The organism is Marinoscillum sp., from assembly GCF_965229915.1.
Taxonomy (GTDB): Bacteria; Bacteroidota; Bacteroidia; order Cytophagales; family Cyclobacteriaceae; genus Marinoscillum.
In genome coordinates, this window is sequence record NZ_CBDDJZ010000002.1 from 401,230 (window position 1) to 414,979 (window position 13,750).

The 13,750-nt window shown below is 43.6% G+C and carries 14 protein-coding genes; 1 reads left to right on the plus strand and 13 read right to left on the minus strand.

The window, feature by feature from the left end:
* Positions 1-7 precede the first annotated feature (7 nt).
* From ACO067_RS23840 to ACO067_RS23900, 13 genes are all read right to left on the minus strand, one after another.
* Positions 8-1,093, minus strand: a complete 1,086-nt coding sequence (locus ACO067_RS23840) for a hypothetical protein (RefSeq protein WP_421879424.1) — start codon at positions 1,091-1,093, stop codon at positions 8-10.
* 31 nt (positions 1,094-1,124) lie between these two features.
* The gene (locus ACO067_RS23845; RefSeq protein ID WP_421879427.1) at positions 1,125-2,099 is read right to left on the minus strand and encodes an FKBP-type peptidyl-prolyl cis-trans isomerase; all 975 of its coding nucleotides are present in this window, start codon (positions 2,097-2,099) and stop codon (positions 1,125-1,127) included.
* 43 nt (positions 2,100-2,142) lie between these two features.
* Positions 2,143-2,763: a hypothetical protein gene (locus ACO067_RS23850; protein WP_421879430.1), complete on the minus strand. Its 621-nt coding sequence runs from the start codon at positions 2,761-2,763 to the stop codon at positions 2,143-2,145.
* Between the two features lie 112 nt (positions 2,764-2,875).
* Positions 2,876-3,340, minus strand: coding sequence for a hypothetical protein (locus tag ACO067_RS23855; protein ID WP_421879433.1), 465 nt, complete (start codon positions 3,338-3,340; stop codon positions 2,876-2,878).
* An 84-nt stretch (positions 3,341-3,424) separates the two neighbouring features.
* The gene (locus tag ACO067_RS23860) at positions 3,425-4,930 is read right to left on the minus strand and encodes a COG3014 family protein (protein WP_421879437.1); all 1,506 of its coding nucleotides are present in this window, start codon (positions 4,928-4,930) and stop codon (positions 3,425-3,427) included.
* Positions 4,888-5,475, minus strand: a complete 588-nt coding sequence (locus tag ACO067_RS23865; RefSeq protein WP_421879440.1) for a penicillin-binding protein activator LpoB — start codon at positions 5,473-5,475, stop codon at positions 4,888-4,890. The genes ACO067_RS23860 and ACO067_RS23865 overlap by 43 nt, the downstream gene beginning before the upstream one ends.
* Positions 5,476-5,527: 52 nt before the next feature.
* Positions 5,528-7,900, minus strand: coding sequence for a TonB-dependent receptor (locus ACO067_RS23870; protein ID WP_421879443.1), 2,373 nt, complete (start codon positions 7,898-7,900; stop codon positions 5,528-5,530).
* Positions 7,901-7,908: 8 nt separating this feature from the next.
* Complete coding sequence (gene rpe / locus ACO067_RS23875; RefSeq protein ID WP_421879446.1) at positions 7,909-8,562, minus strand: ribulose-phosphate 3-epimerase; 654 nt, start codon at positions 8,560-8,562, stop codon at positions 7,909-7,911.
* Between the two features lie 5 nt (positions 8,563-8,567).
* Positions 8,568-10,217, minus strand: coding sequence for a S8 family serine peptidase (locus ACO067_RS23880; protein ID WP_421879449.1), 1,650 nt, complete (start codon positions 10,215-10,217; stop codon positions 8,568-8,570).
* Positions 10,204-10,896 (minus strand): hypothetical protein, encoded by a 693-nt coding sequence (locus ACO067_RS23885; protein WP_421879451.1) that lies wholly within the window; start codon positions 10,894-10,896, stop codon positions 10,204-10,206. Before ACO067_RS23885 ends, ACO067_RS23880 begins: the two co-directional genes overlap by 14 nt.
* Positions 10,897-10,911: 15 nt before the next feature.
* The gene (gene mnmA, locus ACO067_RS23890) at positions 10,912-12,060 is read right to left on the minus strand and encodes a tRNA 2-thiouridine(34) synthase MnmA (protein ID WP_421879454.1); all 1,149 of its coding nucleotides are present in this window, start codon (positions 12,058-12,060) and stop codon (positions 10,912-10,914) included.
* 177 nt (positions 12,061-12,237) lie between these two features.
* Entirely contained in the window at positions 12,238-12,441 is a 204-nt protein-coding gene (locus ACO067_RS23895; RefSeq protein WP_421879457.1) for a hypothetical protein, read from the minus strand.
* Positions 12,442-12,538: 97 nt separating this feature from the next.
* Complete coding sequence (locus ACO067_RS23900) at positions 12,539-12,955, minus strand: hypothetical protein (protein ID WP_421879460.1); 417 nt, start codon at positions 12,953-12,955, stop codon at positions 12,539-12,541.
* A gap of 263 nt (positions 12,956-13,218) precedes the next feature.
* On the opposite strand from ACO067_RS23900, the gene ACO067_RS23905 reads away from it, so the two are divergent.
* Positions 13,219-13,545: a DMT family transporter gene (locus ACO067_RS23905; protein WP_421879463.1), complete on the plus strand. Its 327-nt coding sequence runs from the start codon at positions 13,219-13,221 to the stop codon at positions 13,543-13,545.
* The last annotated feature ends 205 nt before the right edge of the window (positions 13,546-13,750 follow it).

The window sequence follows — 13,750 nt, forward strand, 5'->3', positions numbered from 1 at the left end:
CGATGCATTAATAGGGGTCTATTTTTCGTCTGTTTTTTAGCTTGTATCGCCACAAACGACGGTGATTCTCTCCCACTTTCGGATTCTGCTTTTTCCAGAACGGTTGACCCCTTACTTCCATCAGTCTTCCAGTCTTTCCATCTACGATAACATGCTTCAATTGTACGTGATCACTTTTCATCGGTGAGCGTGGTATCTCCGGGATATTGATGCTTACACCTACTTGCACCATAAATGCCGGATTGTAGTGTCGGATACTGCTCGCATCTGGCAAGTTGACCACATAGCTCTTTATGTCATAAGAAGGCCTTACCACCACTCTAAAGTACTCTGAGAGGTTCTTTTCGATGTTGATTCCTATGTTGGTGAAGAAGTTCTGACCTATCCCAATGGCATCTTGATTGATTTCCTTTCCAGCCTTGGCTCTGCCTAGCTGAAGCTCTGCCACGAAGGTATAATCCCACCATTCATAAAACTGATAACCAAGCATCCCGAAGTACTTGAAGTAATGCGTTTTCTCGAACTGTGGCTCATAGGGTCTGACAACCTGCTCCAACAGGGTCGGTTTGAGTGGCTTGATATAGTGGGTTTCATACTGTATACCCACTCCAAAACGGAATTTTTTGTAATCAAAGTCCACAACCAGGCTGATTGGTACTGTAGGTGAAAAGCTAGAAAAACCCAACCCCAGCGTATCGGTATCTACCAGAAGCCTTCTATTCTTCAACAAAGGATTGTTGACTGGATTGGCCAGATAATCATATGGCACATCAAAAGGATCGTCAATATTGACCTCTTCTGCCAGAAATGGTTCGCTCATCCAACCATCGTATCCGGTAAAGATGGTCGCTAATTCATTCTGATTAGAGAGAATCAACTGGGTGTTGTTGTCCTGGTAAAAGTAAAAACCTTCGAGGGTATGGTTATAATTGGTCAACCCGTAACCAGATGTAAGTGTAAAAGAAAACTTATTGAGAAAGACACGAGCAGGGTTTCTGTAGATATTATAGCGCGTATAGATATCATCAGATTGTGCGGCTACTGACATAGCCATGCCCGTAGCGAAATAAATAACGAGGAGAAACTTTCGCAATACAATCCTGTTTGAATCCTAAAATTAGGAATTAATTAACACCAATCAATTGAATTTCAAAGATTAAAGGCTCATATGGGCCAACTTTCGCAATGTACGCTGGTACAATTTCAAGATCTATCATCTCGTTGGTCAGAAACGGAGGGATCACTTGAGCACTCTCGCGATAGGCAAGGTAAGATGGCATAATAACTAAAGCCGCTTCCTGAACAGCCATACGTCCTATTCCTATTTCAAAACCAGGGATTGTCTGCTCCTGGCCGTAGAAAAACTCAAACGCATCTGCATTGGGTGCCCTATCAAACACTTCATTGCTCAAAAACCTGCCTTCATAAGTAACCGTGATTAGGCTGTCAGGTGCAGGACGCAGCGAGCCACCCGCACGCAATCGCTTGAATACCATTCCATTAGGAAGTAATTCTGGCTGATTTAAGGGATTAGCTACAGTATCTCTCAATGCCTCCGTGCTGATGTACGAGTTGATCCGATCCAATTCATCATCAAGGATGTCTTCCTCCGACAGTATTTCCAATAGCTCAATATCTACCCGAACTATGGCATTTTCCGGAATGAGGCTGGAATAAGAAAAAGCACCAAATGCTATGCGCGATGGTAGAATAAAACCCCACTTCTCTCCTTCCTTCAGATAACTCAACGCATAGTCAACTCCTACTGGATAGATGGCATTGGCTCCTTGTTTGACCATCAGGGTGTCTGCATCAAGGGAATCGTAGCTATCGATGATGGTACTATCCAATAAAGACATCTGATAAAAGAACCTTAGCACTTTACCTTCGGCCTGGCTTTTACCTCCTGGATTGAGTGTGATTGGATAAGCATATAAGCCGGACGTATCCTGACCTACTATGGCCGATAACCCAGCTTCATCCAGATAGGCCTCTATCTGGTTAGCTTCCTGATCGTCTATAAGTATCTCAGGATCCTTTTTGCAGGAGAGAACGCATACAATAAGTCCAAATAATACAAGCGGTGAAAATCGATTCATTGAGGCTTTAACGATGCAATCATCAAAAGATTATACCGCAAAATTAGGCCTTTTGATCAAAGGTCTTGCAAAACATCTGGAATATTGGCAGCTTATCAATACCGATTTGTTCACCAATTTTTAGCATTTGCAAGTATTCGTTTCTGCCGATATGCCTGTTGATGCTGATGATTTCCTCATCGTTTTCCAAAAAGAATGAAGCTATAAATCGGATCAAGATGTAAGGAGTGTTGAGTACCGCTCTTCTATATTCTTCATCAGTTACCTCCTTATCGGAATCAAATTTGGTTTTTTCAAGAGCATCCATATCAAACGACGCGTGCATGGCTACATTCAATACATGGAAGAACTTGTCCGACCAAATATCATATTTCTTCAGGAGAAATTTCATGGCATAAACCACCGGGTCCTTTTTCATGAAATAACCTCCTTTGGAGAGTTTTCGAGCCTTTTTATTTAGGGCCAATTCCTCGAAAAGGCTCACTGTTCCATCAGCCAGGGCCACACCCACAGTCGGGGACATCATGATCAGGGAAAAGAAATCATGTTCACTTATTTCAAGATACGGAGCTTCCGTTTTACAAAAATCTTTTCTTAAGGCTTGAGTCGCTTCTAACACTTCAGGTAGCGCAACCATGGTTTCTATTTCGTATTCTGTGAACATCTATGCTTTCAGTTAGGATGATTGCCTGAAAATAAGTAAAAAGATCTAGTAATGAAAAAGGGCCGGAGTGATCCGGCCCTTTTTCCTGATGTATGGTACTATGATCAGACGATTATGACTCCTGATTCAAAGCCAAACCACCTTTAATTTCATCATATCTAGCCTTGAGGTCCGCATCAGAACTTAAAGCAGCCTTGATTGATTTGTACACTTTACCACCATCTCCCAGCATCTTAGTGGCTAGTGTGGTATTGACCGATTTCAAAGCTTCAATGCGCTCATTTTTTTCATCTTCTACCAGCGACAAAAATTTCTTTTCGAATTCGTTCGCATCCAGTTCAGCCAGCTTAGCTTCATCACCTTTAGCTTTCGACAATTCTACATACCTTTTGCCATCAATTCCTTCTTGATTTTTGATCATATCATTAACGACACTGCTGATTTCCGCCTTCATTTCATCCACCACAGTTTCCAACAGTGCATACTTGTAAAGCTGCTCATCCGTGATATCCTGTGCTTGTGTAAATGATGTGAAGCCTAGAAAAAGCACCAAGGCCATTAAAACAGTTTTTCTCATTGTATTCGAATTTTTGTTATGAATAATTTCATTAATAACTCGCAATACTATCATCCGTTTGAAAAAAACGCAAGAAAATTGTGTTTATCTCTCTGTTTCGAGGGAATGGTACATATGAAACACCGTTTCATTCCTACTCACTTCAAAAGTGAAATCGGTCACAGCTGTGCTGCCTCGTGGACCGATCGTCTTCAGGCTTACCTGGTTCACACCCACACTCATGGGCACTCTGGAGTAGTAAATACTGTGTGGAATGGTCTGCCAGTTGCGGGTATCCGCCTTTTCTGTAGCTGCATTTACCACTCCCATTAGGAAGGACAATCCTTCGCGAATAGCCTCTTCCTGCTGTTCTTCTTTGGATTGTTTTTCATCACTATCACTCTGCGAACCTCTTATAGCAGCTTCCACAGCTTTTTTGGTGGCTGCTCTCAGCAATCCTTTGCCGAACTCCTGAATCATTCGCTCATCCAGTGTCTTATGTGCAATGGCGTTAACATCTTCCCCCAGCTGCAGGTTGTACCTTTGATTGCCAGCTTCAAGAACAGCACGGTTAAAATAGGCTCCCCGATCCTGATATTTAGGAAATGCTACTCGGAAAAAACGCAAATCTGTCAACTGGCTCTTTTCATCGCTACTGGAGATTTGATATGGAAAGCTAAAGTCGTACTCATCGTTGACAAAGGTGACAAATCCATCGCCTCCATCCATGGCCGTAAAATTCACGGACCACTCGTCCTTAACCGGTCCTAGTCCATTGTGCCAAAAGAAAACCAATTCTTCAGAGTTTGCTGATTTTGGGTTATACCTTAAGTCAAACTGCCGTTCATAGAAATCCAGCTCTGTGTCAAATCCATTGAGGTATGCAGTACGCAACAGATCATGCTTCAACTGCAGCGGCACTTCCAGACCAAACAGCTCCTGATAGTCATCTTGGTAGATGGTTAATGCATTGCGGTAAGCGATAAAGGCATTATTTACATCACCAGAAGCTTCATAGATAATCCCCATGAGGTTGTTGACAAAGGCATCTCTTTTATACTTTTTGTCGCCCTTATACTTATCACTGAGTTCGTTGAGACGCAGGTTCAATCTGCGGCATTCTACCAATGCTGCGGAGTAATCATTGAGTTTTAAATAATTAAGCGCTTTGTAATACAGTAGAAGTAATTGTTCGTGATCTTCTCCCTGATAGGTAATAGTGGTTGGGTTTACCAAAAAGGATGCGGCAATATTGGCATAGTTTTTTTGATAGTCCTCACCAAACAGGTAAGCCTTTTCCAGCCATTCATTACTCTTCTCGTAATTACCCAGCATGGTATTGACCACACCTTGATTGGCAAAATAGAGAAACTGAGCTTTCTTTCGGGCTTGCTTCTTATTCTGATCCAGGATTTTTTTGGCTGCCTCAATACTGCCACTCTCGAAATCCTGATTGAATTCTGAGTTGACCTGATAATAGGTAGCACACGAAAATGAAAAGAATATCAACAGGCCAATAGCAGAACTATTGACCCATTTGCGATTCCAATACAAGATGGTAGGTGTTTTTAGTTTTTGATGTATTTCTTGATCTCCTTGTCGCCAATCCACACTTTTTCGTTGGTCTCCAGGTTAGCCAACTCCAGATTGACTTTGTAGTTTACAACCTTCTCTTTCTTGTAGGAGTCGGTTACTGAAGTGATCACACCAAACATCATGAAATCAGCGCCAAGTTCTCTACCCCATTTGGATTGAGTTTCCGGTGACGCAAATTCATTTTGGTCAGCTCTCTCCTCTCGCAGCTTCTCACGAAACACGGAGTTTTGCACTACACGAACCATTCCAGAGTTGATGAACTCACGCTCCACATCTTTAATGAAAGTCTCAGGCTCTATGTGCTCGGTTGTCTTATTTTGGATCATACCGACGATCACCACTGGCTTCTCTCCTGTAGCTCGATAAAAATCATCTCTCCATGGACGAGACAGTACATCGTTGATCATTTCTTCAGCTACAAGTTTGGAATCGGTATCATTCCAACGACCACTCAAATCGATCTGCTGGTCAGGACTCACTCGAGTCACAGTTCTATTGGCACATGCTGTGGCTAATAAGATAACTACAGCAAAAGTGAAGGCGTTTGATAGTTTTTTCATTTTTCAATTTGTATTCAAGGTTTTACAATCAGACTTAGACGGATTTGAATGTCTAAAGTTCTGCTGAAATTTTAATATTCAAAAACCTTGCCGATAATGAATTGGGGATAGCAAACTGCGCTCCATAGACATCCTCAATCCAGGTGTAAGAGAGCGTGTTATCCGCAGCCAGCGCATTAAGCACCTCGGCTCTTAGCCAAATGTGCGTGAAGAAATTGTTGATATTCAGGTCAAACTTCTTACTCAAGCCTAAATCAGCACGGTAGTATTCGTCCCCGCTAAAGGCATTGCGCAAGTCTGGCCTATTCGGTGGACCAAATGGATATCCCGATCCAAAAACGAGATTGAGGTAAACTCTGAGTGTGGGATCTCTCGGCATGTGATCCTCAAAGTAAGCAGCAATATTGATTCGCTGGTCCATGGGTCTTCGGATGTAGCCCTGAGCATCACCAGTCACATCTTCCTTCGTCTGTAAAAAACCTACACTAAACCATGACTGGGTTCCTTTGACAAACTCTCCATGCACCCGAAAGTCAATCCCCTGAGCAAAGCCCTTACCTGACTGATCAGGATAATACCGCAAACGCACATTGTCAATGTCATAAGGAATAATATCATAAAGCTGCTTTCTGTACACATCAGAGGTGAACAAAAATGGTCGCCCCCACATGTAAAACAAGCGAGTGCTTCCAAAAATAAAATGTAGGGAACGCTGGGCATTGACATCCGTACGAAGTGTACCGTCATAACCTCTCAACTCTCGATAAAACGGTGGCTGCTGATACATCCCAACCGAAAACTTAAACGTGGTGATCTTGTCCCACTTGGGCGCAAGTCGATATGAAACACGAGGACTTACCAATAACTGATTGTTATAATCCCATAGCGTAACTCTTCCTCCAATGTTGATAGCATGAATGGAGTCTTTCCAAAGTATCGTTGACTGAGCATAAGCATAGTACTGGTTGGCATTGAGACTCAAGTCATTGAAAATAGAGCTTTCTAGCTGCACATAGTCCGCCGAGTCTACATAGCTATATTCGTTGATATGATCATCGATGCTCTGAATGGTGACTCCTACTCCTGCTTCGAGTACGTGGTTGGTATTGAGCAAATACTCCCAACGGCTCTCAGCAGTATATAAGTCGGCCTCCAGGCTGTTTCGTCCATAGTCATAGTTGGTGCCAATTCCGCGTTCAATCACGCACTGATCAAAAGACGATTCGCTAGGGTTGGTGTTGACATCACAGAGTCGGTAGAAACCTTCCACATCAAACTGCTCCTTTTCAAAGGTGAACAATGAGGATCCAATGAAGTGCGTTCTTAAACGCTGATTGAATCGGTGTGTCAAGCGGAAACCAGCTTGATACGTATCGTATCGCATGATCTCCGCTCCTTCAAATGCGGTTTGCAGTCGAAAGTTTTTCTGTACCGATCCAAAATCTGTAGACTGAGAAACGGGTTCGGTCATGTAGCGATTGCGACCGTATGAGGCGAGAATGTTCAACTTGGTCTTGTTAATGTAGACTGATTTGTCCGAAGTAAGATCAAAGGTCAAAAAAGCCTGCACATCCGTGTAAGTCGGAAAGTACTGCCCTTTGGTTTCTAATGTGTTCAGCAAGTAACGGGAATCACGGTGTCTTGCTCCTATAAGGTAAGAAAGCTTATTTGTCTTCCCGCCGGTGTAAGCTGTACCACCAAGTAGTCCTAAAGTCACAGCAGCCTCAATACTGTCTGGTTCTTTGTACTCAATGTTCAGGCTGCTACTTAGTTTATCGCCATACTTGGCCTCCCAACCACCAGCATAAAACTCAATGTCGCTAACCATGTCTGGATTGACAAAGCTGAGCCCTTCCTGACGGCCTGCATTGGCTAAAAAAGGTCGGTACACTGGAATGTCATTGACATAGACTAAGTTTTCATCAAAGTTCCCACCCCGAACAGAGTAGGCAGAACTCAACTCATTGTTGCTGGAAACTCCAGGTAGTGTGACCAATACCTTGTTAAAATCTCCAAAAGTAGATGGCAGACTTTTGGCTGATTTGGCACTGATGCGCTGTACCGTATTGACCTGTTCATCCAGAATAGAGCGATCACTTATCTCCACATCCTGTAGCTGTGTGGTGGCCTCTTGAAGGATGATATTCCATTGGTAGTCTTCGGTAAGCGTGTGAGATTCCTGCAGCGCTTTGTATTGTACATGGGAAAAAGAAAGCGTCACCACACCAGACGGTACTCTTAGTTTAAAACTTCCTTCATTGTTTGTAATAGTGCCCTGCTGCGTTCCCTTTAGCAGTATGGAAACCCCGGGAATTGGTTGATTGGATTCATCGCTAACCACACCTGAAATCAGGATCGTCTCCTGGGCAAACGCATGAAAGGATAAGAGGAATAAAAGAAGGAAATAGGCCGGTTTGAATTGCATTCCGGTAATCAAACGTTTTTCAGTGCAGATATTGTCTCAGCCGGGTTTTCAGATTTGAAAACAAAGCTTCCGGCAACCAGTAAATTTGCTCCTTTTTGTACCAGCTCTCCGGCATTCTCGGAGGTCACTCCTCCATCCACCTCTATCAACAGATCAGGGTTAACATTAGCCGCCATACTGGCCAGTTTCTCCACTTTGGAGAAGGTATGCGGAATGAACTTCTGGCCTCCGAACCCTGGATTTACACTCATGATCAATACCAGATCAATATCCGATAAGATCTCTGAAAGCAATTCTACCGGTGTATGTGGATTTAAGGCCACACCAGCCTTCATCCCCAAATCTTTGATTGCAGATATGGTGCGATGCAGGTGATTGCAAGCCTCATAATGTACTGATACGATTGCTGCACCACTTGCCTTGCATTGCTCCAGATAAGGATCTGCATCCTGAATCATCAAATGAAAATCCAATGGCTTTTTGGCATGCCTGGCTATGGCTTCAGTGACTGGAAACCCAAACGAAATATTTGGAACAAAAACACCGTCCATGATATCGATATGGATGTAATCAGCCTCGCTTTGATTCAGCATTTCCACATCTCGTTGGATGTTGGCAAAATCAGAAGCCAACATAGACGGAGACACCAGACACTTTTTCATTGAATTTAGATTTTGATCAGTTTGACTGTTTTATTGAATCGCTTGGAACGCAAGATTAAATAATACACGCCATTTCCTGTAGGTCGAAAGCTGATTTCTAATGTAGAAGGGATTTTTGACCCATCCAATTGCCCTTCAAATAGTTTTTTTCCATTGCCATCTTGCACCAGGATCTCCATCTTACCGCGAATCACCATTCCGTCAAAATCCAGTGTGATCTTGTCGTCAGAGAATGGGTTGGGATACACTTTAAGTTTATCATCCAGCACATCTATTGCATCAATAGTGGCTCCATTCACGGCTAGCTGGTATTTAGGAACTCCGTAACCAAGTAGCGTGTCTGGCTGCAACGAACTGGTTCCTGACAACTTCAAGGACTCAATGACCTCTAAATTGGTCCAATGTGGATTGGCCTGCCAGATACCCGCCGCAAAACCTGCAATCTGCGGAGACGAAAAACTTGTTCCATTCCCCGTAGTGATCCGACCCCCTACTGCTTCTCCCCCTGAAAGACTGGTAGAAAAAATGGATGCCATAGTACCCATCGCACATACATCTGGTTTGATACGTCCATCGGCCGTTGGGCCAATAGAACTGAAGCCAGACTTGCTGTAGCCAGAGGTCACACTGCCCACTGTCAGGATGTTTTCGGCATCTGCGGGACTGGTGATGTATTTCCAGGAGCCATTTCCTTCGTTACCGGCACTTACTACTACGAGTATTCCCCGGTCAGATGCCATTTTGGCTGCTTGACTAACCACAGTCGTATGACCGTCTAAATCTTCGTAGCTGTAGTTCATTTCTGAGTCACTGAAAGTGGAGTAACCAAGGGAGCCATTGATGATGTCTACACCAATGCTATCGGCGAATTCTGCTGCAAACAACCAGTTGTATTCTTCTATGCGGTACTCATTGGATACATCTTCGGTTACACAGAGCACATAGGAGGCCTTTGGTGCCGTACCGATGACCTTGTTGTAGTCTGAGGCAATGTTGGAAAGAACCGAAGTGCCGTGGGTGTGGTACTGGAACACATCTCCCGAGTTTCTGATGAAATCTTTAGTTGCCACCAGACGCTCCTCTTCAAAGATGTGCTCGAATGGTTTGTACTTGTTTACTCCAGGAAATCCACTATCAAAAACGGCAATGATCATGCCCTCACCACGATAGCCATCCTCATGCATGTCATCAGCACCCAGCATGAGCAATTGCAGTCTGGTGTCACTATTGACGTTATCTGGCTCTTCAAAGGTCTCCGCAATGCTGTAGGTGCCGGGACTGCTAGTTAGCTTGGCGCCGGCGGCCACATAATCCACTCGGTCTACAAAAGACAGATTAGCCACCTGAGTCGCTTGAGCGCTGGTCATTTCAGCCAAAACACCATTGAACCATTTGGAGGTAAAAAAAACTTCCGCCCCAGAATCGGCCACCTGGTTAATATAACTCTGATCAACGGGCAAATCCATCTCAGTGATGGGAATGTCCATGCGATCACGACGATCAATTGCTCGCTGTGAAAGGAACGCCTCCGGCGCATCGATTGTAAATGGAACGTTATCCTTATCGGTAAAGAATACCATGTATCGATCCTGAGCAAAAGTGCTCAGAGAGATCAACCAAACGACTGCACTAAAAACGATTCTACTCCTTACCATATCTGATCAACTCCTGTAGCAGGATTTTTCCTTTTTCGATTTCTCCAACCTCGGATCCTTTGCCTTCACAATTGACCGTGCAAAACGACAACTGAACGTAGTTTTTTAGAGCAAGCCCGACATTTCTTAAATATACTTCAGAACGCTCGTCCTGACTGACCAAATTTCGTTCAACGTCCGCTATTATTACTCGAATGGTATGATCTGTATCAAAAACCTCACCATTTAGCTCATAATTGTCATCTTGCTGGAAAGTGTATAATTGCTCTTCCGAAGTGTTGTACGCATTGCCATCCCATGAGGTGTTGTCCTCCACCGGGAAGACCAGCTTCACATAATCCCGGTTGTTTTCCGAACGGATCACCGAACGATCTGTCTTTCTTACTGCCCAGATCGAATCAAGTGTGAGTGCAGTGCTGTCCTCACCCTTGTAGCGATTGATCAGATACTTGACACTGCCATCACCGGATACCAACGAATCGGAAACTACTTCCCTAAGGTAGTAGGTAGCAGTATCCGGTTCAAATACCTCATAAGTGATCTCCTGAACCTGGTAGAGGTGGTACTGCCCAATCTCCAATGGATAGAAGTCATATCCAGGGTCCAATTCCAACTCATTGATCTCATCAGAGCAGGAAATCCCCGTTAACCATACCAGGCAGATGATTGCGCGTTTCATAACCTTAAATCTCGCTTATTTTGATTTAATAGCTGGCATTCCGGCATAGGCTGGTTGCTGATGTTGATGGAAGCTGGACTTGATCCATCCACCACCAATCACGTCATTGCCTTCGTAGAAAACGGCTGCTTGCCCAGGAGCAATTGCACTCACTCCATTGCCAAAGAATACCTTCATAGTGTCTCCTACCTGCTCGATGACTGCTGGTGTACCTGAGTCGTTGTAACGCACTTTGGTAACGGTGTCTTTACGTTCCCCTTCTATAGAGGCATATTTCTGCATGGTGAGGTTTTTCACATACATACCGTCTCTGGACAGCTCATCAAAAGTACCCAACACCACACGGTTTTTGTCTTTCTGGATTTCGGTCACATACACTGGATAACCCAATGCAATACCCAGACCTTTTCGCTGACCTACTGTGTAAAATGGATACCCTTCGTGCGTTCCTACAACGGTACCATCTTCCAAGACAAACTCGCCTCCAGCTACCTGCTCTTCCAGTCCATCCACTCTCCTTTTCAAGAAGCCGCGGTAATCATTGTCCGGTACAAAGCAGATCTCGTAAGATTCTGACTTGGTCACCAACTCATGGAAACCACGCTCGGTGGCCATTTCCCGGATTTCAGATTTGTGCAGGTTACCCAATGGATAGCGCGTCCTGCTCAAGCTCTCCTGCGAGATGCCCCAGAGTGCATACGATTGGTCTTTGTTTTCGTCTTTGCCTTTGGAGATGACAAAGCGGTCGTTTTCTTCCCGCACATTGGCATAGTGACCTGTAGCGATGAACTCACAATCCAGCTTATCTGCACGTCGTAGCAAGGAATCCCACTTGATGTGCGTATTGCAGAGGACACATGGATTGGGTGTGCGACCATCCAGGTATTCGTTGGTGAAGTGATCGATCACATAGTCACCAAACTCTTCTCTGATATCAACAATAAAATGAGGAAAACCGAGACTCACGGCGATGTTCCGTGCGTCGTTGATGGAGTCAAGGCTACAGCAGCCTGTTTCTTTTTTGGACCCTCCTGAAGTCTGGTAATCCCATGTTTTCATGGTCATCCCGATCACTTCGTATCCTTCTTCGTGTAGCATCACTGCAGCCAGTGAGCTGTCAATGCCACCACTCATGGCGACAAGTACTCTTCCGTGTTTACTCATAATTTCGCTTCGCGAGGTTCAAAGCCTCGTTTACGTTCGACATAATTTCGTTGTGTCTCTTTCTATTCTGATAACTATTGGAATAGGATGACACTGTTCCGAATGATCGGAAAACAAAAAAAACGAGATACCCTCTCGTTGTGCGTGCAAAGGTATTTTAAATAGTTTGAAAGTCAATCACTTAGAAAGGCCATTCTTATCCATGCGATGGTCGAGTTCTTTGATCTTCTCATATATCAAATCCAGTTCCTCATCCTGCACTGCTTTTAATTCCTCGAATGCCTGGTCCAATAACCTGGAATGATCTCTCAAATACTGAAGCTTTGCATCAGTAACGACACGAATTCGCTCGATTTTCTTATTTAATTCTTCTATAGTCATTTCTAATGGATACAATTGAATTAACCAATATAATGAATCAGTGGTTCAAATCCATCACTTTCGAAAGTGTTGCAAGTGTTGCTCCCTTACATGAACTCTAATTATGGAAAGCATAGAGATACATCTGTCCGTCTCCCAGCAACCAGTTATTCTCTCGGACATAGATACTTTTTCGCCAATAGTTACACTCAGAGTGATAAACCAATTTGGTGGTGATCTTGAATTGTTCATTCACCTCAATGGTAACTTTATAGAGGCCTTCCTCCTTTTGCTTGACCTTTTTGAGTTCGATCTGATCTAAAGGCTGTACCAACAGGTCGTCTTTATAGAATTCAATTTGGTGATCCGATGTGATCTTTACCTTATCAAAATCCACGAATTTGGATAAGTACTTGGTTACTGAACTGTCTTCGGCGATTAGCTGAAGGGCCTGGTATTGATCAGTATTTGTCTGCTGAGCATGAAGCGAAAGGCCGACAAAAACGACGATAATAAAGGTATAAATGGTACGCATAGTTTCTGAGGTTTTTTAATTAGATGCAGCAGTAAAGTAAACGGTTGCAAGAGGTGAAGAAATCCTACCTACTTTGGCATGTTCATTTCAAATGATGGTTTAAGTTGTTTGAGAAAAGTTAAAAGGGTGTTTTCTTGATTATTAAACTCTACATTCGAAAGCTGTCGAGTAGAACAATCTTCCAAAGCTTCTGGATTTGCTTCCATTTAGTCGAAATAATGCAAAATAGGTTAAAACGAAAAAGACGAATTAAACCATAAAAAATGAATTGGATCTATTTAATAATTGCCGGACTCTTTGAAGTCGCCTTTGCTGCTTGCCTGGGAAAAGCGAAAGTGGCTTCTGGAACAGAATCAACGTATTGGTATGTTGGATTTTTGGTTTGTTTGGCCGTAAGTATGCTACTACTAATGAAAGCAACTCAAGTGTTGCCGATCGGAACAGCTTATGCAGTTTGGACGGGAATCGGAGCTGTTGGTACAGTTCTCATTGGAATCTTTGTTTTTAAAGAACCAGCAACCTTTTGGCGACTATTTTTCCTCACAACCTTAATTGCTTCAATTATCGGACTGAAGGTGGTCTCGCATTAAAGAAAAGGCCTAAATTGAAAAACAAAGTGTCAATCGAGTTTGAGCCGAAGTGAGATCATTACTCACTGGTGTGTCTTGGATCGCCAGCTGGTCCAGAATTCCAACTCTCCCGCTCGTAATCATCTTTATTGCACGCGATAACCCCTCCCTTAAATTTGTGGATTAATACAATCTTCGAATGCATACGGTTCCGCAAGCAGGCACA

Coding starts and splice junctions, on each gene's coding strand:
- ACO067_RS23845 (WP_421879427.1), bottom strand. CDS start 2,099: ATGAATCGATTTTCACCGCTTGTATTATTTGGACTTATTGTATGCGTT.
- ACO067_RS23850 (WP_421879430.1), bottom strand. CDS start 2,763: ATGTTCACAGAATACGAAATAGAAACCATGGTTGCGCTACCTGAAGTG.
- ACO067_RS23855 (WP_421879433.1), bottom strand. CDS start 3,340: ATGAGAAAAACTGTTTTAATGGCCTTGGTGCTTTTTCTAGGCTTCACA.
- ACO067_RS23865 (WP_421879440.1), bottom strand. CDS start 5,475: ATGAAAAAACTATCAAACGCCTTCACTTTTGCTGTAGTTATCTTATTA.
- ACO067_RS23870 (WP_421879443.1), bottom strand. CDS start 7,900: ATGCAATTCAAACCGGCCTATTTCCTTCTTTTATTCCTCTTATCCTTT.
- rpe (WP_421879446.1), bottom strand. CDS start 8,562: ATGAAAAAGTGTCTGGTGTCTCCGTCTATGTTGGCTTCTGATTTTGCC.
- ACO067_RS23880 (WP_421879449.1), bottom strand. CDS start 10,217: ATGGTAAGGAGTAGAATCGTTTTTAGTGCAGTCGTTTGGTTGATCTCT.
- ACO067_RS23885 (WP_421879451.1), bottom strand. CDS start 10,896: ATGAAACGCGCAATCATCTGCCTGGTATGGTTAACGGGGATTTCCTGC.
- mnmA (WP_421879454.1), bottom strand. CDS start 12,060: ATGAGTAAACACGGAAGAGTACTTGTCGCCATGAGTGGTGGCATTGAC.
- ACO067_RS23895 (WP_421879457.1), bottom strand. CDS start 12,441: ATGACTATAGAAGAATTAAATAAGAAAATCGAGCGAATTCGTGTCGTT.
- ACO067_RS23900 (WP_421879460.1), bottom strand. CDS start 12,955: ATGCGTACCATTTATACCTTTATTATCGTCGTTTTTGTCGGCCTTTCG.
- ACO067_RS23905 (WP_421879463.1), top strand. CDS start 13,219: ATGAATTGGATCTATTTAATAATTGCCGGACTCTTTGAAGTCGCCTTT.